Raw genomic sequence first — 22580 nt, 5'->3', positions numbered from 1 at the left:
GCGGACTGCTCTGTGCTCAAACGCGGTTCAGGTCGAAGCCGGCTTTTTGACCGGTGCCGTAGACCTTCAGCGCGCCCTTCTCGCCGACGGCGTTGGGGCGGTTGAAGATCCAGTTCTGCCAGGCCGTGAGGCGGCCGAAGATGCGGGTGGCCATGTTCTCCTTGCTCGCGAAGCGCAGGTTGGCTTCCAGGCCGGTGAGCGCGTCGGGCGACATGGCGGCGCGCTCTTCGATGGCGATGCGGATCTCGTCGTCCCAGTCGATGTCGTCGGGCGCGGCGGTGACGAGGCCGAGCTTCACGGCTTCGTCGGCGTCGAGCGCCTGGCCGGCGGCGGCACGCGCGGCTTCGAGCGGTGCAGCCTCTTCATAGAAGCGGCGCTGCAGGCGGCTCTGGTCGTTCACCATCGGGAAGAAGCCGAAGTTGAATTCGTTGAGCGTGAGCTTTGGTGCGCGCGCGGCGTCGTCGGGCAGCGCGAGCATGTAGGTGCGGTCGGCCGCGAAGGCCAGCTCGGCCAGCGTGCCGGCGAAGCATGAGCCGGCTTCGACCAGCGCGAACAGGCTGCGCGAGGACACATCGAGGCGCGCCAGCGTGCGGCGCAGGCCGCCGATGGTTTCACGCACCAGCCAGTGGTCCTTGTTCGCGAACATCACGGCATCCGATGCGAGCACGGCGGCGGCGTCGCCTTCGGTCTTGAGCAGCCAGGTGCCGACGTCGAGTTCGTTGGTGCGCAGGTTGAGGATGGCGTCGTCGAGCTCGCGGCACACGGCCAGCGGCCACCAGGCGGCGCCTGCGGCTTCGATGGCGGCGATGTCGGCCGGCTGCGCGCCGGTGGGTGCCTTCACGGTGATCGTCGCGGTGCGCTTGCTGCGGTCGATCTGCACGTTGACGTTGGCGTACGCGATGCCGTCGGCGCTGTCGGTGCGCTCGACGCGGGTCAGGGCCACGCCCTTGGCGCCGGCGGGGCGGTCGCTGCCGGCGGCGAGCTGCGTGGCGCGTTCCTGCACGGCGGCGGGGAACTGGGCGGGCTTGGCCACCGCATCGACCAGGCGCCAGTCGACCGCGCGCTGGCCGCGCACGCCTTCGACGCTGGTGCAGAAGATGTCGGCGAGGTCGTGGCGCACATGGCGCTTGTCGGTCACGCGGGTCAGGCCGCCGGTGCCGGGCAGCACGCCGAGCAGGGGCACTTCGGGCAGCGAGACGGACGAGGAGCGGTCGTCGACCAGCAGGATCTCGTCGCAGGCCAGTGCCAGTTCGTAGCCGCCGCCGGCGCAGGCGCCGTTCACGGCCGCGAGGAACTTCAGGCCCGAGTGCTTGGAGGTGTCTTCCATGCCGTTGCGCGTCTCGTTGGTGAACTTGCAGAAGTTCACCTTCCAGGCGTGGCTGGAAACGCCGAGCATGAAGATGTTGGCGCCGGAGCAGAAGATCCGGTCCTTGCCGCTGGTGACGATCACGCTGCGCACTTCGGGGTGCTCGAAGCGGATGCGGTTGAGCGCATCGTTCAGCTCGATGTCCACGCCCAGGTCGTAGCTGTTGAGCTTGAGCTTGTAGCCGGGGCGGATGCCGCCGTCTTCCGCGATGTCGAGCGTGAGGCGCGCAATGGCGCCGTCGAAGCTCAGCGACCAGTGGCGGTACTGGGCGGGTTCGATGCGGTAGTCGACGCGCTGGGGCGCCTGGAGCGTGGTGTCGGTCATGCGGAAGTCTCCTGTGGGGCTGTGTTCAGAAAACCGTGAACAGGAATAATAATGCACTTCCTTGTTCCGATGACATGCATCATGCTGCATGCAAACAGGCAAGTCAATGCCTGTTGTGCTTTTTTTCAGATTTCAGGATCGGGCAGGGCTTGTGCGGGGCGCACGACGGATCAGGGGGTGTGCGCAGGACACCGGGTACTTCCCTCCGCGAATGTCCTCCGGGCTTCGCCCTCCCCCTTAATTTCGCTGCGGGAAGCACCCGGTGCCCTGCGCACGGGGCACGCGGTCGGGTCATGGCCGATCAACCACCGCACTGCCCACGCTCACGCCGATGGGGTGCCTTGCGCAGCGAAATCAAGGAGGAGGCCGCAGGCCGGGGGACATTCGCGGAGCAAGGTACCCCGTCGGCGGGAGCGTCGCCCTGAGCAGCGAACGCCCCAACGCCAGCAAGCGGAAACTCAGGCCAACCCCATCGACTGCCGGGCAACCGCACGCAGCGCCTGGAAACTCTGCGGCAACGTCTTCCCACTGGTATCGACCGACAGATCGGCCTTCGAATAGAAAGCGGCGCGCCCATTCAGGATGCGGCGCAGGTCTTCCATGGCCTCCTTGCTGGCCGCCATCGGGCGGGTGTCGCCCTGCGCGGCCACGCGGCCCATGTGCTCCTCGGGCGCGGCCTGCAGCCACACTGTCGTGCAGTGGGCCAGCAGCTCGTTGAAGGTGGCCGGGTCGGACACGATGCCGCCGGGCGTGGCAATGACCACCTCGCTATAGATCTGCACCGCCTCTTCCAGCGCGCGGCGCTCGTAGCGGCGGTAGGCGTTGGTGCCGTACAGGTCGTGGATTTCGCGCACGCTGCAGCCCGCCAGCTTCTCGATCTCGCGGCTCAGTTCGATGAACGGAATTTCGAGGTCTTCGGCCAGCATCTGCCCCAGCGTCGACTTGCCCGCGCCGCGCAGCCCCACGAGCGCGATGCGCCGGTGGCGCGCCGGGTCGACCGAGGCCGTGCCCAGCATCTCGCCGAGCGCCACGCGCACGCGGCGCAGGTCGGCTTCGCTGCGGTGCTCGAGCAATTCGCGGATCAGCAGCCACTCGGGCGAGCTGGTCGTCACGTCGCCCACCAGCTCGGCCAGCGAACAGTGCAGCGCCCCGGCCACCTGCTGCAGCACCAGGATCGATGCGTTGCCGATGCCGTATTCCAGGTTCGCCAGGTGGCGCTCCGACACGTCGGCCGACAGGGCCACCGCCTTGCGCGTGAGGCCGCGCTGCGCGCGCAGGTTGCGCACGCGGTCGCCCAGTGCCACCAGCAGTGGGTTCTTGGCCTCCCCGGCCACGGCGGCGCCGTGGTTGCCGGTGCCGCCCTCGGGCGCGGTGGCCAGCACCGCGTCTACATGCTCGTTCATGCCATTCCTCGTTCTTCGCCGGGATTGTGCGCGCTCAGGGTAAACACCATAGATGCACTATATTGCTTGACACCTGTTGTCTCGCTGCTTATTGTTCGATCACACGCAAGATACTGCACACGCAGACTTCCTGCAAGAAGACGATAGTTCATCCGTTCGAGGCCCACGATGTCCGACACCCCCACGCCCGCCACCGGCAAGGCGGCATTTCACCAGCTGATCGCCGACCTGACCGCCGAGATCGCCGGCCAGCCGCTGGACGCCGCGCTCGACCAGTGGCTCAACGCCACCCACGGCGCCGGCAGCGCCCGTTTTGCGCAACTGCGCCAGGCCTGCATCGGCGGCGTCGCCGAAGGCTGGCTGTGCGACCGCGAAGGCGGCGGCCTCAAGTACGGCCGCGTCTTCAAGGCCGAGGACGCGCTGCACCGCTTCTCGGTCGACGTGGTCGACATGCAGGACCTCGCCGGCCCGCACCACACGCATCCGAACGGCGAGATCGACCTGATCATGCCGCTGGACGACACCCCCGCCGCCACCTTCGACGGACGGCCCGCGGGCTGGTGCGTCTACGGGCCCGGCACCGCACACCGCCCGACCGTGGCCCAGGGCCGCGCGCTCGTCCTCTACCTGCTGCCCGAAGGGCAGATCAAGTTCACCGCATGACCGACCTTCTCGCCAACCACGTCGCCGGCCGCTGGCAAAGCGGCACGGGCGCCGGCACGCCCCTGTTCGACCCGGTGCTCGGCACCGAACTCGCGCGCGTCGACGCCACCGGCCTCGACCTGCCCGAGGCCTTTGCCTTTGCGCGTGAGCAAGGCGGCCGCGCGCTGCGCGCCCTCACCTACCGCCAGCGCGCCGGCCTGCTCGCCGCGCTCGTGAAGGTGCTGCAGGCGAACCGCGACGCGTACTACGAGATCGCCACCGCGAACTGCGGCACGGTGAAGAACGACTCGGCCGTCGACATCGACGGCGCGATCTTCACGCTGGGCCAGTACGCCAAGTGGGGCGACGCGCTCGGCGACGTGCGTGCGCTGCGCGACGGCGAGGCCATGAAGCTCGGCAAGGAGCCCGTGTTCCAGTCACAGCACCTGCAGGTGCCGACGCACGGCGTGGCGCTGTTCATCAACGCCTTCAACTTCCCCTCGTGGGGCCTGTGGGAAAAGGCCGCGCCCGCGCTGCTGTCGGGCGTGCCCGTGATCGTCAAGCCCGCCACGGCCACCGCCTGGCTCACGCAGCGCATGGTGAAAGACGTGGTCGATGCGGGCGTGCTGCCGGCCGGCGCGCTGTCGGTCATCTGCGGCAGCTCGGCCGGCCTGATGGACCAGCTCCAGCCTTTCGACGTGGTCTCGTTCACCGGCTCGGCCGAGACCGCCGCCATCATCCGTTCGCACCCGGCCGTGGCCGCGCGCTCGGTGCGTGTGAACATCGAGGCCGACAGCCTCAACAGCGCCCTGCTGCTGCCCGGCGCCGCGCCCGGCAGCGAGGCCTTCAACCTGCTCGTGCGCGAAGTGGTGCGCGAGATGACGGTCAAGTCGGGTCAGAAGTGCACCGCCATCCGCCGCATCCTCGTGCCGGCCGAGGTGTACGACGCCGCCGCCGAAGCCATCGGAGCCAAACTCGCAGGCGTGACCGTCGGCAACCCGCGCAACGAGAACGTGCGCATGGGCTCGCTCGTGAGCCGCGCGCAGCTGAACGCGGTGCGCGACGGCCTCGACGCGCTGGCCGCGCAGACCACCGTGCTGCACGACAGCAGCAACAAGCCCCTCATCGACGCCGACCCCGCCGTGGCCGCCTGCATCGGCCCCGTGCTGCTGGGCGCGCGCGACGCCGATGCGGCACAGCGCGTGCACGACGTGGAAGTGTTCGGCCCGGTCGCCACGCTGCTGCCCTACAACGACCTCGCGCACGGCATCGCGCTCGCGCACCGGGGCCAGGGTTCGCTCGTCACCTCGCTGTACGGCAGCGACGATGCCGCGTTGGCCCAGGCCGCGCTGTCGGTCGCGCCGAGCCACGGGCGCGTGCACGTCATCACGCCCGAGGTGGCGCAGGCCCACACCGGTCACGGCAACGTGATGCCGATGTCGCTGCACGGCGGCCCCGGCCGCGCGGGCGGCGGCGCCGAGCTGGGCGGCCTGCGCGCGCTCGATTTCTATCACCGCAGGAGCGCGGTGCAGGCGAGCCCCGGCGTGCTCGCCGCCCTCGGCCTCTAGAGCCAGCCACGCACAGGCCCCAAGGAGACACACGATGAACAGCAGCCTGCCCGCACGATTCAACTTTGCCGAACACCTGTTCGCCCTCAACCGCGGCCGCGCCGAACGCACCGCCTACATCGACGACCGCGGCACGCTGGGCTACGGCCAGCTCGAAGACCGCGCGCGCCGCCTGGCCGCCGCGCTGAAGGCCGCGGGCATCCGCCGCGAAGAGCGCGTGCTGCTGCTCATGCTCGACGGCAACGACTGGCCCGTGAGTTTCCTGGGGTGCCTGTACGCGGGCATCGTGCCCGTGGCCGTGAACACGCTGCTCACGCCCGACGACTACGCCTACATGCTCGACCACAGCCGTGCGCAGGCGGTGCTGGTGTCGGGCGCGCTGCTGCCGACCCTGCAGGACGCGATGGCGCGCGGCGGCCATGAAGTGCAGACGCTGTTCGTGTCGCAACCGACGGGCGCATTGCCCCAAGGCGCGCAGGCGTTCGAAGCCGCGCTCGCCGCCGTCGAGCCCCAGCCCGCACCCGCGCTCACCGCGTCGGACGACCCGGGCTTCTGGCTCTATTCCTCCGGCTCCACCGGCAAGCCCAAGGGCACGGTGCACACGCACGCCAACCTGTGGTGGACCGCCGAGCTCTATGGCAAGCCGGTGCTCGGCCTCACCGAAGGCGACGTGTGCTTCTCGGCCGCCAAGATGTACTTCGCGTACGGCCTGGGCAATGCGCTGACCTTCCCGCTGTCGGTCGGCGCCACCGTGGTGCTGATGGCCGAGCGGCCCACGCCCGATGCGACCTTCCGCCGCTGGACCGAGCACAAGCCCACCGTGTTCTTCGGCGCGCCCACCGGCTTCGCGGGCATGCTCGCCTCGCCGAAGCTGCCCGCGCGCGACGCCGTGGCGCTGCGCATGTGCTCGTCGGCCGGCGAGGCGCTGCCCGGCGAGATCGCGCAGCGCTTCAAGGCGCACTTCGGCTGCGAGATCATCGACGGCATCGGCTCGACCGAGATGCTGCACATCTTCATCTCCAACCGCCCCGGCGACGTGCGCTACGGCACCACGGGCAAGCCGGTGGACGGCTACGAGGTCGAGCTGCGCGGCGAAGACGGCCGCCCCGTGCCCGACGGCGAGGTGGGCGACCTGTACATCTGCGGCCCGAGCTCGGCGCTCATGTACTGGTGCAACCGCGAGAAGTCGCGCGACACCTTCCAGGGCGGCTGGACCAAGAGCGGCGACAAGTACACGCGCGACGCCGACGGCTACTTCACCTATGCGGGGCGCAGCGACGACATGCTCAAGGTCAGCGGCATCTACGTCTCGCCCTTCGAGGTCGAGGCCACGCTGATGCAGCACCCGGCCGTGCTCGAGGCCGCCGTCATCGGCAAGGACGACGCCGACGGGCTCACGAAGACCAAGGCCTTCGTGGTGCTCAAGGACGGCGCCACCGCCACCGAGGACGAGCTCAAGGCCTTCGTGAAGGAGCGCCTGGCGCCCTACAAGTACCCGCGCTTTCTGGAGTTCGTGAGCGAGCTGCCGAAGACGGCCACCGGCAAGATCCAGCGCTTCCGGCTGCGCGAACGCGAGAAGCAGGCATGAGCACGCCCACGGTTGCCACCGACTTCGCCACCATCGACTGGCGCGGGCGCACCGTGCGCATCGAGTGCCGGTGGATCGCCCCCGAACGCGGCGCCGATGCCCCGCTCATCGTGTTCCTGCACGAAGGCCTGGGCTCCGTCGCGATGTGGAAGGACTTCCCCGCCCAGGTCTGCGAAGCCGCCGGCGCGCGCGGGCTCGTGTTCTCGCGCCCCGGCTACGGCCGCTCCACGCCGCGCGCCGAGGACGAGATCTGGGACGTCGACTTCATGCACCGCCAGGCGCACGAGGTGCTGCCCGCGCTGTTCGCCGCGCTGAAGCTCGGCGACGAAAAACCCTGGCTCTTCGGCCACAGCGACGGCGGCTCGATCTCGCTGCTGTACGCCTCGCGCTTCTCCGACAAGGTCGCGGGTCTCGTGGTGCTCGCGCCGCACATCTTCGTGGAAGACAAGACCGTCGCGAACATCGAAATTGCGCGCACCGCCTACCGAACGACCGACCTGCCCGGCAAGCTCGGCCGCTACCACGACAGCGCCGACTCGGCCTTCTGGGGCTGGAACCGCATCTGGCTGCACCCGCCCTTTCGCGACTGGAACATCGAGGCCGAGCTGGCCACGATCCGCTGCCCCGTGCTCGCGGTGCAGGGCATCGACGACGAGTACGGCACGCTCGCGCAGATCCGCGACATCGCACCGCGCGTCGGTGGGATTTGCGAGCTGCTCGAAATCCCTGAATGCGGGCATTCCCCGCATCGCGATCAGCCGGATCGTGTCATCGTCGCGACCGCTTCTTTCATCACCAACAACAGGAGACAGACACCATGACGAACCTTCGCACCGCGCGCCTGGCGCTCACGGCCATCGCCCTCGCCGCCCTGGCCTCCGCGGCCGGCGCACAGGGCACGGCAAAGCTCAAGGTCGGCCTCATGCTGCCCTACAGCGGTACCTACACCGCCCTGGGCGTGGCCATTGAAAACGGCTTCAAGCTCTACGTGGAACAGCAAGGCGGCAAGCTCGCCGGCCGCGAGATCGAATACTTCAAGGTCGACGACGAGTCCGACCCCGCCAAGGCCACCGACAACGTCAACAAGCTCATCAAGCGCGACAACGTCGACGTGATCGTGGGTACCGTGCACTCGGGCGTGGCGATGGCCATGGCCAAGGCCGCCAAGGAAAGCGGCACCGTGCTCATCGTGCCGAACGCCGGCGCCGACGCCGTGACGGGCCCCATGTGCGCGCCCAACATCTTCCGAAGCTCGTTCAGCAACTGGCAGCCGGCCTACGCCATGGGCGAGGTGGCGGCCAAGCAGCAGGGCAAGAAGAAGGTCATGACCATCACCTGGAAGTACGCGGCCGGTGAAGAGTCCGTCAACGGCTTCAAGGAAGGCTTCGAGAAGAACGGCGGCAAGGTCGACAAGCAGCTCACGCTGCCCTTCCCCAACGTGGAGTTCCAGGCGCTGCTGACCGAGATCGCGGCGGCCAAGCCCGATGCGGTGTACGCCTTCTTCGCGGGCGGCGGCGCGGTGAAGTTCGTCAAGGACTACCAGGCCGCCGGCCTGAACAAGACCATCCCGCTGTACGGCCCCGGCTTCCTGACCGACGGCACGCTCGACGCGCAGGGCGAATCGGCGCAAGGCATGCTCACCACGCTGCACTACGCCGACGGCCTGAACACCCCGCGCGACAACGCCTTCCGCGTGGCGTACGCCAAGTCCTTCAAGCTGCAGCCCGACGTGTACGCGGTGCAGGGCTACGACGCCGCGCAGATGCTGGGCGTGGGCCTGAATGCCACCAAGGGCGACATCTCGAAGAAGGCCGAGTTCACGGGCGCGATCGAGAAGGCGAAGATCGACAGCCCGCGCGGCACCTTCACGGTGAGCAAGTCGCACAACCCGGTGCAGGACATCTACCTGCGCAAGGTGGAAGGCAAGGAAAACAAGCTGGTGAGCACCGCGATCAAGGGTCTCTCCGATCCGGCCCGCGGCTGCCGGATGTAAGCAAGGCCACGGGCCTTCGGTTCTCTCTCGTTCCCTCGCGGCCCTGACCGGGTTCAGGGCCGCGAGCCGCCTTGCGGCAACCACACTCAACTGGGATCACACGGTGGATTTCGGAACCTTCTTGGTGCAGTGCCTGAACTCCGTTCAGTACGGCCTGCTGCTCTTTCTCGTGGCCTCGGGGCTGACGCTGATCTTCGGGATCATGGGCGTCATCAACCTCGCCCACGGGAGCTTCTACATGATCGGCGCCTACATGGCGTTCTCGCTGGCGCCGCTGTTCGGCGATCAGTTTCTGCTGATGCTGGTGGCCGGCGTGGTGCTGGCCGCGATCTTCGGCTACGTGCTGGAGTGGGCCTTCTTCAGCTACCTCTACCAGCGCGACCACCTGCAGCAGGTGCTCATGACCTACGGGCTCATTCTGGTGTTCGAGGAACTGCGCTCCATCTTCGTGGGCAACGACGTGCACGGCGTGAAGGTGCCCGCGTGGCTGGACGGCAGCTTCGCGCTGGGCAATGTCATGAGCTACCCGTGGTATCGCCTGTTTGCCTCGGCCGCCTGCATCGTGCTGGCCGTGGGCCTGTACTACGTGGTGAACCGCACGCGCCTGGGCATGATGATCCGCGCCGGCGCCAGCAACCGCGACATGGTGCGCGGCCTGGGCATCGACGTGAAGCGGCTGTACCGCATCGTGTTCGCGGCCGGCGTGGCGCTGGCGGCGCTGGCCGGCATGATCGCCGCGCCGATGTCCTCGGTGTACCCCAACATGGGTGCGAGCGTGCTCATCATCTGCTTCGTGCTGGTGGTGATCGGCGGCATCGGCTCGATCACCGGGGCGCTCGTGGCCTCGCTGCTGGTGGGCTTCGTCGACACCTTCGGCAAGGTGTTCTTCGCCGACCTGGCGGGCATCGGCATCTACCTCTTGATGGCCATCGTGCTGATCTGGAAGCCCGAAGGCTTGATGGGGAGGCGGCCATGAACCCGGTGGTTGCGACTGCTCCTGCCGCGCCGCGGCGTGGTGCCTTCATCGTGCCCGTGCTGTGCGCCATCGCGCTCGGCGTGGCCGGCCCGCTGCTGGGCAACTACGCATCGGACTTCATCGTCAAGGTGATGATCCTGTCGATCTTCGCGCTCAGCCTGGAGCTGCTGGTGGGCATGACCGGGCTCGTGAGCCTGGGCCATGCGGCCTTCTACGGCATCGGCGCCTACGTCACCGTGCTGGCCTCGGGCAACGAGGGCGGCAACTTCGCAGTGCTGCTCGTGCTGTCGATGGGCGCGGCCGCGCTGTACGCGCTGTTCGTGGGCGCGCTGAGCCTGCGCACGCGCGGCGTGTACTTCATCATGGTCACGCTGGCCTTTGCGCAGATGGCCTTCTTCGTGTTCCACGACACCAAGGTCGGCGGCGGCAGCGACGGCATCTACCTGTACGTGCGCCCGGCCCTCGGCGCGCTCGACATGGAGAACCGCACGGTGCTGTTCTACGTGGTGCTGGCGGCGCTGGTGTTCACCTACGGCCTGCTGGCACTCATCCGCCGTTCGCGCTTCGGCGCGGCGCTCGCGGGCATCCGCGTGAACGAGCAGCGCATGCGCGCGGCGGGCTTCGCGGTGTACGGCTACAAGCTCGCGGCCTTCGTGCTCGCGGGCGCGCTGGCCGGGCTCGCGGGCTTTCTGCTGGCCTCGCGCGACGGCGTGGTCAACCCCGAGCTGATGGCCTGGCACAACTCGGGCGAGGTGCTGCTGATGGTGATCCTGGGCGGCCTCGGCCACCTGCGCGGCGCGGTGATCGGTGCCGTGGCCTTCACGCTGCTGAAGGAAATCTTCTCCACCCACGCCGTGATGGGCCCGCTGGCCGACCACTGGCAGCTCACGCTGGGCATTGCCATCATCGTGTTCGTCGCGCTGCTGCCCAAGGGCCTGATCGGCCTGGCGCAGCGCCTGTCGCCGAAGGGAGGCGCATGACCGCCGCACTGCTGTCCGTGGACAAGCTCACGCGCCGCTTCGGTGGCCTCACGGCCGTCAACGCCGTCACGCTCGACCTGCACATCGGCGAGGTGCATGCGGTGATCGGCACCAACGGCGCCGGCAAGTCGACGCTCATCAACATGCTCTCGGGCGAGATCGAGGCCTCCGAGGGCCGCATCGCCCTGGACGGCGTGGACATCACCGCGCGCGCGCAGTCGCGCCGCGCCCGCGACGGCGTGGGCCGCAGCTACCAGCGCACCACCATCTTCCCGGAGTTCACCGTGCACGAGAACTGCCGCCTCGCCGCGCAGGCCGCCACGGCGAAGCCCTGGGCGATCTGGCAGTCGTCGCAGCGCTGCGCCACCAGCAACGCCTCGGCCGACGCCGCGCTCGAAGCCGCCGGCCTCGCGGCCGAAGCCCGGCGCGTCGCCGGCACGCTGAGCCACGGCGCGCAACGCCAGCTCGAAGTGGCGATGTGCCTGGCCACCCACCCGCGCGTGCTGCTGCTGGACGAACCGCTCGCCGGCATGGGCGCCGAAGAAACCGACCGCATGCTCACGCTGCTCGCGCGGCTGAAAGCCACGCACGCCATCCTGCTGGTCGAGCACGACATGGACGCCGTGTTCCGCATCGCCGACCGCATCACGGTGATGGTGAACGGCACTGTCATCGCCACGGGCAACCCACAAGAAATTCGCGAGAACCCCGAGGTCCGCACGGCCTACCTCGGCGAGGAGCAACACTGATGCTGATCGTTCGCGACCTCAACACCTACTACGGCAACAGCCACATCCTGCGCGGCGTGCACGCCGGCATTCCGGCGGCGACTTCGGTCGGCCTGCTCGGGCGCAACGGCATGGGCAAGACCACACTGATCCGCACCATCATGGGCTACGTGCGGCCCGCTTCAGGCGAAGTGCAGGTCGACGGCCGCACCGTCACCGGCCTGCCGCCCGAGAAGATGGCACGCCTGGGCATCGGCTATGTGCCCGAAGGGCGCGGCATCTTCCCGAACCTGTCGGTGCGCGAGAACCTCGTGATGAGCGAACGCGCCGGCATCGACGGCCAGCGCGCCTGGACCTTCGACCGCGTGATGGCCACCTTCCCGCGCCTGTCGGAACGGCTCTCGCACGGCGGCCAGCAGCTGTCGGGCGGCGAGCAGCAGATGCTCTCCATCGGCCGCGCGCTCATGACCAACCCGCGCCTGCTGATCCTCGACGAAGCCACCGAAGGCCTCGCGCCGCTGATCGTGGCCGAGATCTGGCGCGTGATCAGCGAGATCCGCGCGACGGGCATCGCCACGCTGATCGTCGACCGCGACTACCGCAAGGTGCTCGCGCACACCGACCTCGCGGTGGTGATGGAGAAGGGGCAGATCGTGCGGCATGGGGCGTCGGCCGATCTGCTGGCCGAGCCGCAGGTGCTGGAGGAACTGCTGGGGGTTTGAGCATGCGTGGCGGGCGTCACCCGGTCCGCTGCGCCATCAGGAAATCGATGAACACCCGCATGCGCAGCGGCACGTGGCGCCCGTCCGGGTACAGCAGCGTGTAGGGCCGCGAACGGCCCGCACAGGGCTTCAGCACCTCGACGAGCGAACCGTCGGCCAATTCCTTCTCCACGACGAAGCGGTAGGTCTGGAACAACCCGGCGCCGCTTTTCGCGAGCGTGACGCCTCCGAGCACGTCGTCGGAGCAGCTGTAGGCGCCGTCCGCGAACACTTCGCGATCCTTGCCGTTCTCCTTGAAGAGCCACGAAATGCGGCGGCCGCTGCTGGGCAGCTCGAACTGGATGCACTCGTGCGCGGCGAGGTCGTCCAGCGTGCGCGGCGTGCCGGCCTTCCTCAGGTATTTGCGCGTGGCGACCACGACCAGGTCCGCATCCTCGAGGTGCCGCGCGATCAGCGTGGAGTCGGGCTGGGCCCGCACGCGCACGGCCATGTCGTAGCCCTCTTCCACGAAATCGATGTTGCGGTTGCTCAAGTGCACGTGCAGCCGGATGTCGGGAAAGCGTTCGCGAAACGCCGGCAGCAAGGGCAGGATGCGGTGGTGGCCGTAGGTGGTCGGCACGCTGATGCGCAGCGTGCCCGAAGGCAGCACCTGCTGGCCCATCACCTCGCGCTCGGCCTCGGCGAGCTGCGCCAGCGCCTGTCGGCACTGTGCAAAGTAGGAGCGGCCCGCGTCGGTGAGCCGCACGCTGCGCGTGGTGCGCACGAAAAGCCGCAATCCCAGCCGCTTCTCGAGCCGGGAGATCGATCGGCTCACGGCCGCCGGCGTCACACCAGCCGCGAGTGCCGCCGAGGTGAAGCCGCCGCTCTCCGCAGCGAGGCAGAACAACTCGATGCTGCCCAGAAGGATGTCGCCGAACTGCCGCTGCATGGATTGATTACCTTGTGTATCAAGTGAAGTTCGAGTCTAGTGATTTATCAGTTTCTCTGTCATCAATACAGTTCTCCCCACGTCATCAACTTCCCTGGAGAACCGACATGCAGGACGACACATCCCCCACCGTGGTCATCACCGGCGCCTCGAGCGGCATCGGCCTGGGCCTTGCGCAGGCGTATCTCGCGCGCGGCTTCAACGTGGTCGCGAATGCGCGCACCGAAGAGCGGCTCGCAGCCGCCGCGAAGCAGCTCGGCAACCCGGCGCGCCTTCTCGGCGTCGCGGGCGACATCGGCCACCGCGACACGGCGCAGCAGCTCGTCGACCGCGCCGTGGAGCGCTTCGGCCAGGTCGACGTGCTCGTCAACAACGCGGGCATCTTCAACGCGAAGCCTTTCGTCGACTACACCGAAGACGAACTCGACCAGCTGGTCGCCACCAACCTCAAGGGCTTCGTCTACGCCTCGCAGGCCGCGGCAAAGCACATGGTTGCGCGCCGCCAGGGACACATCGTGAACATCACGGCGAGCATCGCGCTGCAGCCGAACCAGCAGGTGCCGGCCGTGTTGCCGGTGCTGATCAAGGGCGGCATCAATGCCGCGACGCGCGCGCTGGCGCTCGAACTCGCACCGCACAACGTCAAGGTGAATGCGGTGGCACCCGGCATCGTGGACACGCCGCTGTACACGCCCGAGCAGCACGGCTTCCTCAACGGCCTGGCACCCGCCGGCCGCATCGCGACCGTGCAGGAGATCGCCGATGCGGTGCTCTACCTGACAAGCGCCGATTTCACGACCGGCGTCGTGCTGCCCGTGGATGGCGGCATGAGCACCGGCAAGTGGTAATCACCTCAGTCATTCACCCAAGGAGCACACCATGCCTTTCATCAACCTGAAGATCACCCGCGACGGCGTCACGCGCGAACAGAAAACCCAGGTCATTGCCGAGTTCACGGAAACGCTCGAACGGGTGCTGAAGAAGCCGCCGGAATGGACGCACATCGTGATCGAGGAGATCGACACCGACGACTGGGGCTTCGCGGGCCTGACGACCACCGAGTACCGCAAGCGGCTGGCCGAGCGTGCGAAGCCGCCGCAGTGAAGGAATGGCGCCGGATCGGGCCGCATTGCCCTCGATGTGAGGGGGAGTAACACGTCCGTTCCACCGGGTTTCACCTCTGTCCTGCGACAGCGCGACAGCCGAATCATGTCCGGCTGCGCAGCCCCTCCCAGGGCCGCGCCCACCCACGCACGAGGCTGCGCATGACGTCCCTGCAATCGCGCCACATCGACAACGTCTATTCGATCGCCACCGGCACGGCGCTGCGGGCCGATCCGGCGGCGAGCCTGGTGCACAAGTCGTGGGCGCGCTGCGTGCGCGACCATGGGCTCGATCCGTCGCGGCCGACGCCCGCGCGCATCCTGCCGGCGCAGGAGGTGCGCGTGCACCAGCAGCAGCTCGAGCACTTCCTGCGCGCCGCGCGCGCGGGCATGGAAGACATCTACCGCCGCGTGGCCGAGCTGGGCTACATGGTGCTGCTGACCGACGCCGAGGGCATCACGGTCGACTACATCGGCAACCCGGCCTGGGACGACCAGCTGCGCCGCGCCGGCCTGTACCTGGGCGCCGACTGGAACGAGGCGCACGCCGGCACCTGCGGCGTGGGCACCTGCCTCATCGAGCGCCAGCCGATGACCTGCCACCAGACCGAGCACTTCGACGCCACGCACATCGCGCTCACCTGCACGACGGCGCCGCTGTTCGACCACAGCGGCAAGCTCACGGCGATCCTCGACGTGTCGGCCCTGCGCTCGCCCGAGGCGCGCGAGAGCCAGCACCTGGTGCGGCACCTGGTGTCGATCTACGCGCGGATGATCGAGGACGCCGACTTCCTGCGGCACTTTCGCGGCCACTGGATCCTGCGGCTGGGCAGTGCCTTCGGGCTGGTCGACGTGGCGGGCGAGGTGATGCTGGCCTTCGACGAGGGCGGCACGGTGGTGGGCGCCAACGGGGGCGCGCGCGAGGTCTTCCCGGGACACCAGCAACTGTTGGGCGGTGCGGTGTCGGACCTGCTGCACCTGCCGATGGACGCGATCTGGCGCCTGGGCAACGGCGGTGCGTCGGCCCTGCCGTTTGCGCACACGGTGCTGCTGCCCGGTGGGGGCGAGTACCACGCCTCGCTGATCGCGCCGCGCCTGCGGCGCTCGCCGGTCACCGCGCCCTCATCGCCGGCGCCCCAGCCTTCGGACCGCCTGCCGCCGCTCGAACGCATCGCGGGCGACGACGACCCCGCGATGCAGCAGCTGATCGCGCAGGCGCGCCGCCTGGTGGACCGCGGCATCCACGTGCTGGTCGAGGGCGAGACCGGCAGCGGCAAGGAGGTGCTGGCGCGCGCGCTGCATGGCGCGAGCCGGCGTGCGGCGCTGCCCTTCGTGGCAGTGAACTGCGCGGCCATTCCCGATTCGCTGATCGAGAGCGAGCTCTTCGGCTACACGCCCGGCAGCTTCACGGGCGGCCGCGCCAAGGGCATGAAGGGGCTGATCGCGCAGGCCGACCGCGGCACGCTCTTTCTCGACGAGATCGGCGACATGCCGATGGCGCTGCAGACGCGGCTGCTGCGCGTGCTGTCCGAAGGCGAGGTGCTGCCGCTGGGCGCCGAGTCGCCGCAGCGCGTGGACCTTGCCGTGGTGGCGGCCACGCACCGCGACCTGTCGGCGCTGGTCGCGGCCGGGCGCTTTCGCGAGGACCTGTACTACCGGCTGTGCGGCGCGGTGCTGAAGCTGCCACCGCTGCGCGCGCGGCGCGACCGGCGTTATCTGATCGAGGCGATGTTCCACGAAGAAGCGGCGGCGATGGGCTCGACCGCGCGGCTGTCGGAGGCGGCGATGCTGCGGCTGATGGCGCATGACTGGCCGGGCAACCTGCGCGAGTTGCGCAATGTGCTGCGGCTGGCGTTGGCGCTCTGCACGGGGGCGAGCATCACGCCCGAAGAGCTGCGCCTGGCGCCGCATCGGCCGTCGCTCGATCACCGCGACGCCGCGCCCTCTCCGGTCGACGACGACAGCGCCGCCGACGCCACGCGCCTGCTCGACGCATTGCAGCGCCACCGCTGGCATGTGGCGCGGGCCGCGCAGGCGCTCGGCATCAGCCGCGCCACCGCGTACCGCCACATGAAGCGCTTCGGCATCGTGGCGCCGCAGCGCGGCTAACGCCTCAGGATCTGCTCGATGGCGCGCACGGCCGTGCCCAGGCCGTCTTCCGCGCGCATGCGTTCGCCCAGCGCCTGGGCCCGTGCGCGCACCTGCGGGTCGTGCGCGAAGGCGATGCCGCGCGCCAGGTCGTCCGCACCGAACCGGCCCCCCGCCACCGCGGGCGGTGCCACGCCCGCCTGCGCGAGGTGGTGCGCCCAGAACGCCTGGTCGCCCGCGAAGGGCACGACCACCGAGGGCACGCCCGCGCGCGCGGCCGAGTGGCTGGTGCCCGAGCCGCCGTGGTGTACCACCAGCGCCATCCGCGGAAAGAGCCAGTCGTGCGGGGTGTCGCCGATGACGTGGAAGTTCGGCGGCAACTGCTGCACATCGAGGCCGCTCCATCCGGGATGCAGCACCGCGCACCGGCCGGCCATGCCGTCGACGAGGGCCGCGAGCAGCCGCGCCTTGTCGAAGCCCGTCATGCTGCCGAAGCCGATGTAGACGGGCGCCTCGCCGGCCGCGAGGAAGTCGCGCAGCGCCGCCGGCGGCTGCCAGTCGGGCGCGGGCGCGAGCCACTGGCCGCACACGGCGGCATTGGCGGGCCAGTCGGCGGGGCGCGGCAGCAGGCTCGGCGAGTAGCCGTAGAGCACGGGGTGCGTGGTCCACAGGCGGCGGCGCGGCGGCAGGCCGCAGACCTCGGCGCGCGCGGCGTTCACGGCCGGCCGGAAGGCGCGCCAGAGCAGCCCGTTGACGAGGTGGTGGCTCGCGCGGTTCAAGAAGCGCGGCACGCGGGCGGGCGGCAGGAAGGGCGAAGCGAATGCGGCCGTCGGCGTGAGCGGGAACATGCCCGCGCCGATGGCGGGCACGCCCAGCGCCTCGGCCGCCGACAGGCCCACGAAGGCCGCGAGCCCCGCGCAGACGATCGCGTCGCAGCCCTGCGCGGCCTCGATGGTCTGGCGCAGCCAGGGCGTGGCGTTGGCATTGGCGATGTCCGCCAGCGCCTTCGCGGCGGCGGCCGGCTTGTCGCCCTGCGCGATGACGCCACCGAGCGCCTGCCGGATGTCGCCGGCCAGCACCTGCGAGCGCACGCCGAGCCGTTCGGCTGCGCCGAGCGTGGTGGCGTCCGCCAGCAGCACCGACGCATGGCCCGCGTCGTCCAGCGCGCGGCAAAGCGCAGCGAGCGGGCGGGCGTCGCCCTCGGTGCCGTAGGTGAGTACGGCGAGTTTCATGGGGCGCGCCTCCTTGCAGCGGGTGGCTTCGGGGCCGTGCGCGCGCCGCCGACGAAGAGGTCGACGACCACCGCGAACTCGTCGCGCAGCACGAGGCCGGGCAGCGTGAGCCAGCGCATCAGCGCGCCGAAGTACAGGTGGTGCAACAGGCTCGCGAGGTGCGCGGCCGAGACGTCGGTGCGCAGCGTGCCGGCCTGCTGGGCGGCGGCGATGAGCGCCTCGAACAGCCCCGACAGGTCGCGCGGCGTGCTGCGGTCGCCGCCGCCGAGCTCGCTTTCGATGTTGAGGAAGCGAAAGCGGAAGTAGTCGAGCAGGTAGGCCCGGTAGCGCTCGGACCAGTCGGCCGAGGCGTCGAGCAGGCCGGTGAGCTGCGCCGTGAAACCCGCCTTCGGGTCGATGGCCTCGTGCAGGCGCTGCGCATCGACCACGAGCTCGAGGTGCACCCAGTGCGCCAGGATCGCTTCCTTGGTCGGAAAGTGGTTGTAGAGCGTGCCCTTGGCCACGTCGGACTGCTGCGCGATCTGCTCCATGGTCGTCGCGTCGTAGCCCTGGGCTTCGAACAGGCGCATGGCGGTGGACGCGACGTGGTCGAGCGTCTGGGTGCGGCGGCGCTCGCGGCGGCCTGGCGGTTCTGGTTCGGTCACGGTTTTGGGCCCTTGAATTTGAACGTCGTCCAATTTTATACGTCGTTCAAATTCTCATGCATCGTCTCAGTCTCGGTGAGACAGCGACAGCCGCCTGCGACAAAACCACCGCCAACCCCTTGATTCTTCGTCCCGCCCCGCACGGCACGAAAGCTGCGCCACGCCCTTCGCGTGCGCCTTGCCGCGCCGCGATTCGATTCGTTCAACGACACAACGGAGACATGCAATGACAGACCCGACCACCGGCCCCACCCGGGCCGCCGCCCAATGGCTGGCCGACCTCGCCGCCGCGCTCGCACGCGGCGACATCGATGCGGCCGTCTCGCTGTTCGAGGCCGACAGCTACTGGCGCGACCTCGTCGCCTTCACCTGGAACATCCGCACGCAGGAAGGCGCGGGCGCCATCCGCGCGATGCTGCAGGCGCGCCTGGCCGACACGCAGCCCACGGCCTTCGCGCTCGAAGGCGAGGCGACCGAGGCCGACGGCGTGGTCGACGCGTGGTTCGGCTTCGAGACGCGCGTGGCGCGCGGACGCGGCCATCTTCGCTTGCGCGATGGCAAGGCCTGGACGCTGCTCACCACCATGACCGAGCTGAAGGGCTTCGAGGAAAAGACCGGCGACAACCGCATCAAGGGCGCGGAGCACGGCGTGCACAAAGGCCGCAAGAACTGGCTCGAGAAGCGCCGCGACGAAGAGGCCGCGCTGGGCTACACCGAGCAGCCCGAGGTGGTGATCATCGGCGGCGGCCAGGGCGGCATCGCGCTGGGGGCGCGGCTGCGGCGGCTGGGCGTGCCGACGATCATCGTGGAGCGCAACGCCAAGGCCGGCGACTCCTGGCGCAAGCGCTACAAGTCGCTGTGCCTGCACGACCCGGTCTGGTACGACCACCTGCCCTACATGCCCTTCCCCGACGACTGGCCGGTGTTCGCGCCCAAGGACAAGATCGGCGACTGGCTCGAGATGTACACCAAGATCATGGAGCTCAACTACTGGAGCTCCACCAACGCGACCAAGGCGCGCTTCGACGAGGCCACGCAGCGCTGGGAGGTGCAGGTGGAGCGCGAGGGCAAGCCGGTGACGCTGCGCCCGAAGCAGCTGGTGTTCGCGCTCGGCGTGTCGGGCTACCCGAACGTGCCGAAGGTGGCGGGCGCCGAGAACTTCCTGGGCGACCAGCACCACTCCAGCCAGCACCCCGGCCCCGAGGCCTATGCGGGCAAGAAGTGCGTGGTGCTGGGCTCGAACAACTCGGCGCACGACATCTGCGCGGCGCTGTGGGAGCACGGCGCCGACGTGACGATGGTGCAGCGCTCGTCCACGCACATCGCGCCCTCGCAGTCGCTCATGGAGCTGGCGCTGGGTGGGCTGTATTCCGAGCAGGCGGTGAAGAGCGGCATCGACCACCACAAGGGCGACCTGATCTTCGCCTCGGTGCCCTACAAGATCATGCACACCTTCCACATCCCGGTGTACGAGGAGATGAAGAAGCGCGACGCCGACCTGTACGCGCGGCTGGAGAAGGCCGGCTTCCTGCTCGACTTCGGCGTGGACGGCTCGGGCCTGTTCATGAAGTACCTGCGGCGCGGCTCGGGCTACTACATCGACGTGGGCGCCTCGGAGCTGGTGGCCAACGGCAGCATCCACCTCAAGAGCGGCGTGAACATCGAGCGCGTGAACGCACACTCGGTCACGCTCACCGACGGCACCGAGCTGCCGGCCGACCTGCTGGTGTACGCCACGGGCTACGGCTCGATGAACGGCTGGCTGGCCGACCTGATCTCGCCCGAGATCGCCGACAAGGTCGGCAAGTGCTGGGGCCTGGGCTCCGACACGCCGAAGGACCCGGGTCCGTGGGAGGGCGAGCTGCGCAACATGTGGAAGCCGACGCAGGTGCCCCAGCTGTGGTTCCACGGCGGCAACCTGCACCAGTCGCGCCACTACTCGCAGTTCCTGGCGCTGCAGTTGAAGGCGCGCATGGAAGGGATCGATACGCCGGTGTACGAGCTGGCGGCGTCGCACCACAAGCGCTGAGCGGCTCCGGCTTCCTCTCCCCTCGGGGAGAGGGAGTCATTCACTCCTGGATGAAGCGGCGCAAGCCTTCGAGGTCGGTCACGGTGATGCCGCCGTACTCGATGTGCAGGAACCCGGCCTCCTTCAGCCGGTTGAGCGCCGCGTTGCAGCGCTGGCGCGACACGCCCGACAGGTTGGCGATCTCTTCCTGCGAGGTCTGCAGGTGCGGCTCGCTGCCCGGGTGCAGCCAGGGATGGAACAGGCCGGCCAGTGCGCGCGCCACCTGGCTGTCGGCGTCGAGCAGCCGGTGCGCGGCGTAGCTGCCCATGAACCAGTGCAGCCGCTCGTTGATCTGCTGCAGCAGGAAGTGATCGAAGCCGCGCTGCGTGCGGTGCAGCCACTCGAAGGTCTCCAGCGGCAGTTGCGCCACGCGGCTGGGCCGCAGCGCAATGATGTCCGCCGAGCGCGGCACGGCGCGCAGCAGCGTGCCCTCGCCGAACCAGCTGCCCACCGACAGCCCGCCCAGCGTGACCGAGCGGCCGTCGCTGGAGGTGATCGACCACTTGAGCAGCCCTTCGAGCGTGCCGTACCAGTGCAGCGGCGTGTCGCCGCGCCGGCACAGCGCGGCGCCGGCGGCCACCTCGACCTCGCGCATCTCGTCGAGCACGCGCTCGCCCGCGCCCAGGTCGAGCAGCGGGAACCAGGCCGAACCCTGCAGCAGCTGGGGAATGGTCAGGGAGGCCGCGGGGATCGCCGGCTTGGTCGAGGGCATGCTGTCTTTTTGATTTACTGCGCGCCCTTGAGCTGCTGCAGCTCGGCCTGCGCCTCGTGCAGCTTCTTCTCGCGGTCGGCGATCTTGCTGGCACGTCCCTTCTCTTGCGCCGCGCGCAGGTCGCGCTCGCGCTCGGCCACCTTGCGCTCCTGGGCGCGGATGCGCTTCTGGTGCTCGGCCGCCAGCTTGGCGTCGGTGCAGTTGCGGTTCACTTCCGCCAACGCGGTTTCGAGCCCGCGCACGCGCTGCTTCTGGCCCTTGGACTTGGCCATCTCGATGTCGCGGCCGATGGCCTCGCGCTTGGCGTCGCAGGTGGCGGGGCCGGCGGGTTGCGCGGCGGCGCCGAGGGTGGTGAACGCGGCCGCGGCGGCCAGCACGAGGGGCAGAAATTTCATGGAGAGGTTCCTTGTGTGCGCAACGGCGCAGGGGCGACTTTAGCGGCTGGCGCCGCGTAAACCCTGCCCCTGAATGTCGTCGCGATGACTGAGTACGAACGCATCACAAAAAATAATGGCGCGCCCCCCCTGACTGACTGACCGAACGACCGACCCCAGGAGCCCCGAGCATGTCGAAGCGCAAAGTGATCGTGACCATCGCCCCCACTGGCGGCATGGCGCACAAGTCGCAGAACCCCCACCTCCCCACCCAGCCCGCCGAGATCGCCGCCGACGTGCTGCGCTGCTGGAACGCCGGCGCCAGCGTGGTCGCCATCCACGCGCGCCGCCCCGACGACGGCGCCACCTGCAACGCCGAGGTGTACCGCGACATCAACAGCCGCATCCGCGCGGCCGGCAGCGACATCGTGCTGAACAACTCCACCGGCGGCGGCGTGCACGGCGACATGGTGAAGCCGCTGGCCGGCGACCGCTGGGAGATCGCGTGGGAAGAGCGCATCAAGGGCATGGACGCCGGCGCCGAGATGTGCACGCTGGACGCCACCACGCTCAACCTGAGCTTCGAGGGCAAGCAGATCCTGATGGACACGCCGATCACGCGCGGGCGCGAGCTGGCCGCCGGCATGAAGGCACGCGGCATCAAGCCCGAGTGGGAGGTGTTCAGCCCCACGCACATCCTGCAGGACACGACCACGCTGATCGAGGAAGGCCATGACGACGAGCCCTACTTCGTCAACCTGGTGATGAACGTGCACCGCAACTTCCAGAACGCGATGCCGTACTCGCCGCGCAACCTGCAGATGATGGTCGACACGCTGCCCAAGGGCGCCATCTTCGGCGTGAGCGGCATCGGCATGTCGCAGCTCGAGGCCAACGTGGCGGCGCTGCTGCTGGGCGGCCATGCGCGCGTGGGGCTGGAAGACAACCTCTACTTCCGTCACGGCGAACTCGCCACCAACGTGCAGCTCACCGAGCGCATCGTGCGCGTGATCCGCGAGCTCGACATGGAAGTGGCCACGCCGGCCGAGGCGCGCCAGATCATGGGCCTGCCGCGCGTGGGCGGCCCGCGGCCCGAGTTCGCGCTCGGTTGAAGACAGACAACAACGACAACGAACGGAGA

Annotated in this window: 21 protein-coding genes; 14 read left to right on the top strand and 7 right to left on the bottom strand. The window is 69.2% G+C overall.

The window, feature by feature from the left end; all coding sequences use genetic code 11:
- Window positions 1-16 precede the first annotated feature (16 nt).
- Window positions 17-1690: a 2,3-epoxybenzoyl-CoA dihydrolase gene (boxC, locus tag AC07Y4_RS24375; RefSeq protein ID WP_307696802.1), complete on the bottom strand. Its 1674-nt coding sequence runs from the start codon at window positions 1688-1690 to the stop codon at window positions 17-19.
- Window positions 1691-2148: 458 nt separating this feature from the next.
- The gene (locus AC07Y4_RS24370) at window positions 2149-3093 is read right to left on the bottom strand and encodes a helix-turn-helix transcriptional regulator (RefSeq protein WP_062470316.1); all 945 of its coding nucleotides are present in this window, start codon (window positions 3091-3093) and stop codon (window positions 2149-2151) included.
- Between the two features lie 168 nt (window positions 3094-3261).
- Between AC07Y4_RS24370 and AC07Y4_RS24365 the strand changes: the two genes are divergently transcribed.
- The 9 genes from AC07Y4_RS24365 to AC07Y4_RS24325 all read left to right on the top strand — a co-directional run bounded on the left by AC07Y4_RS24365 (window position 3262) and on the right by AC07Y4_RS24325 (window position 12290).
- A complete protein-coding gene (locus AC07Y4_RS24365) occupies window positions 3262-3756 on the top strand; it encodes a 4-hydroxylaminobenzoate lyase (RefSeq protein WP_487850403.1) in 495 nt (164 codons plus the stop codon).
- On the top strand, window positions 3753-5303 hold the full coding sequence (locus AC07Y4_RS24360; RefSeq protein WP_487850402.1) for a 3,4-dehydroadipyl-CoA semialdehyde dehydrogenase: 1551 nt from the start codon (window positions 3753-3755) through the stop codon (window positions 5301-5303). Before AC07Y4_RS24365 ends, AC07Y4_RS24360 begins: the two co-directional genes overlap by 4 nt.
- A 34-nt stretch (window positions 5304-5337) precedes the next feature.
- Complete coding sequence (locus AC07Y4_RS24355; RefSeq protein WP_487850401.1) at window positions 5338-6891, top strand: benzoate-CoA ligase family protein; 1554 nt, start codon at window positions 5338-5340, stop codon at window positions 6889-6891.
- The gene (locus AC07Y4_RS24350) at window positions 6888-7712 is read left to right on the top strand and encodes an alpha/beta fold hydrolase (RefSeq protein WP_487850400.1); all 825 of its coding nucleotides are present in this window, start codon (window positions 6888-6890) and stop codon (window positions 7710-7712) included. Before AC07Y4_RS24355 ends, AC07Y4_RS24350 begins: the two co-directional genes overlap by 4 nt.
- The gene (locus AC07Y4_RS24345; RefSeq protein WP_062470303.1) at window positions 7709-8884 is read left to right on the top strand and encodes an ABC transporter substrate-binding protein; all 1176 of its coding nucleotides are present in this window, start codon (window positions 7709-7711) and stop codon (window positions 8882-8884) included. Before AC07Y4_RS24350 ends, AC07Y4_RS24345 begins: the two co-directional genes overlap by 4 nt.
- Window positions 8885-8987: 103 nt before the next feature.
- Entirely contained in the window at window positions 8988-9860 is an 873-nt protein-coding gene (locus AC07Y4_RS24340; RefSeq protein ID WP_062470301.1) for a branched-chain amino acid ABC transporter permease, read from the top strand.
- Complete coding sequence (locus AC07Y4_RS24335; protein ID WP_487850399.1) at window positions 9857-10840, top strand: branched-chain amino acid ABC transporter permease; 984 nt, start codon at window positions 9857-9859, stop codon at window positions 10838-10840. The genes AC07Y4_RS24340 and AC07Y4_RS24335 overlap by 4 nt, the downstream gene beginning before the upstream one ends.
- Window positions 10837-11589, top strand: coding sequence for an ABC transporter ATP-binding protein (locus AC07Y4_RS24330; RefSeq protein ID WP_487850398.1), 753 nt, complete (start codon window positions 10837-10839; stop codon window positions 11587-11589). The genes AC07Y4_RS24335 and AC07Y4_RS24330 overlap by 4 nt, the downstream gene beginning before the upstream one ends.
- Window positions 11589-12290: an ABC transporter ATP-binding protein gene (locus tag AC07Y4_RS24325; RefSeq protein ID WP_139703457.1), complete on the top strand. Its 702-nt coding sequence runs from the start codon at window positions 11589-11591 to the stop codon at window positions 12288-12290. Before AC07Y4_RS24330 ends, AC07Y4_RS24325 begins: the two co-directional genes overlap by 1 nt.
- Window positions 12291-12306: 16 nt before the next feature.
- On the opposite strand, the gene AC07Y4_RS24320 is transcribed toward AC07Y4_RS24325, so the two are convergent.
- Complete coding sequence (locus AC07Y4_RS24320; RefSeq protein WP_487850397.1) at window positions 12307-13218, bottom strand: LysR family transcriptional regulator; 912 nt, start codon at window positions 13216-13218, stop codon at window positions 12307-12309.
- Between the two features lie 107 nt (window positions 13219-13325).
- Between AC07Y4_RS24320 and AC07Y4_RS24315 the strand changes: the two genes are divergently transcribed.
- The 3 genes from AC07Y4_RS24315 (at window position 13326) to AC07Y4_RS24305 (ending at window position 16430) form a co-directional block, all read left to right on the top strand.
- Window positions 13326-14066: an SDR family NAD(P)-dependent oxidoreductase gene (locus tag AC07Y4_RS24315; RefSeq protein ID WP_487850396.1), complete on the top strand. Its 741-nt coding sequence runs from the start codon at window positions 13326-13328 to the stop codon at window positions 14064-14066.
- Window positions 14067-14097: 31 nt separating this feature from the next.
- The gene (locus AC07Y4_RS24310; RefSeq protein ID WP_070061404.1) at window positions 14098-14322 is read left to right on the top strand and encodes a tautomerase family protein; all 225 of its coding nucleotides are present in this window, start codon (window positions 14098-14100) and stop codon (window positions 14320-14322) included.
- A 161-nt stretch (window positions 14323-14483) separates the two neighbouring features.
- Entirely contained in the window at window positions 14484-16430 is a 1947-nt protein-coding gene (locus tag AC07Y4_RS24305) for a sigma-54-dependent Fis family transcriptional regulator (RefSeq protein WP_487850395.1), read from the top strand.
- Here AC07Y4_RS24305 and AC07Y4_RS24300 read toward each other — a convergent pair.
- Window positions 16427-17641: a glycosyltransferase gene (locus tag AC07Y4_RS24300; RefSeq protein WP_487850394.1), complete on the bottom strand. Its 1215-nt coding sequence runs from the start codon at window positions 17639-17641 to the stop codon at window positions 16427-16429. The two genes, AC07Y4_RS24305 and AC07Y4_RS24300, sit on opposite strands and share 4 nt — an antisense overlap.
- Window positions 17638-18285 carry a TetR/AcrR family transcriptional regulator gene (locus AC07Y4_RS24295; protein ID WP_487850393.1) on the bottom strand — a complete coding sequence of 216 codons (648 nt, stop codon included), beginning with the start codon at window positions 18283-18285 and terminating at the stop codon, window positions 17638-17640. Before AC07Y4_RS24295 ends, AC07Y4_RS24300 begins: the two co-directional genes overlap by 4 nt.
- A gap of 226 nt (window positions 18286-18511) precedes the next feature.
- On the opposite strand from AC07Y4_RS24295, the gene AC07Y4_RS24290 reads away from it, so the two are divergent.
- On the top strand, window positions 18512-20314 hold the full coding sequence (locus AC07Y4_RS24290; RefSeq protein WP_487850392.1) for an NAD(P)/FAD-dependent oxidoreductase: 1803 nt from the start codon (window positions 18512-18514) through the stop codon (window positions 20312-20314).
- Window positions 20315-20354: 40 nt separating this feature from the next.
- On the opposite strand, the gene AC07Y4_RS24285 is transcribed toward AC07Y4_RS24290, so the two are convergent.
- Together AC07Y4_RS24285 and AC07Y4_RS24280 are read right to left on the bottom strand one after the other, a co-directional pair.
- Window positions 20355-21065, bottom strand: coding sequence for a Crp/Fnr family transcriptional regulator (locus AC07Y4_RS24285; RefSeq protein ID WP_487850391.1), 711 nt, complete (start codon window positions 21063-21065; stop codon window positions 20355-20357).
- Window positions 21066-21079: 14 nt separating this feature from the next.
- A complete protein-coding gene (locus AC07Y4_RS24280) occupies window positions 21080-21460 on the bottom strand; it encodes a DUF1090 domain-containing protein (RefSeq protein ID WP_487850390.1) in 381 nt (126 codons plus the stop codon).
- Window positions 21461-21630: 170 nt separating this feature from the next.
- Between AC07Y4_RS24280 and AC07Y4_RS24275 the strand changes: the two genes are divergently transcribed.
- Complete coding sequence (locus AC07Y4_RS24275; RefSeq protein ID WP_159279034.1) at window positions 21631-22551, top strand: beta-keto acid cleavage family enzyme; 921 nt, start codon at window positions 21631-21633, stop codon at window positions 22549-22551.
- Window positions 22552-22580: the final 29 nt, after the last annotated feature.

This window comes from Variovorax sp. GW460-12-1-14-LB1 (assembly GCF_059423605.1).
This window is presented reverse-complemented; position numbering and strand designations above follow the sequence as displayed.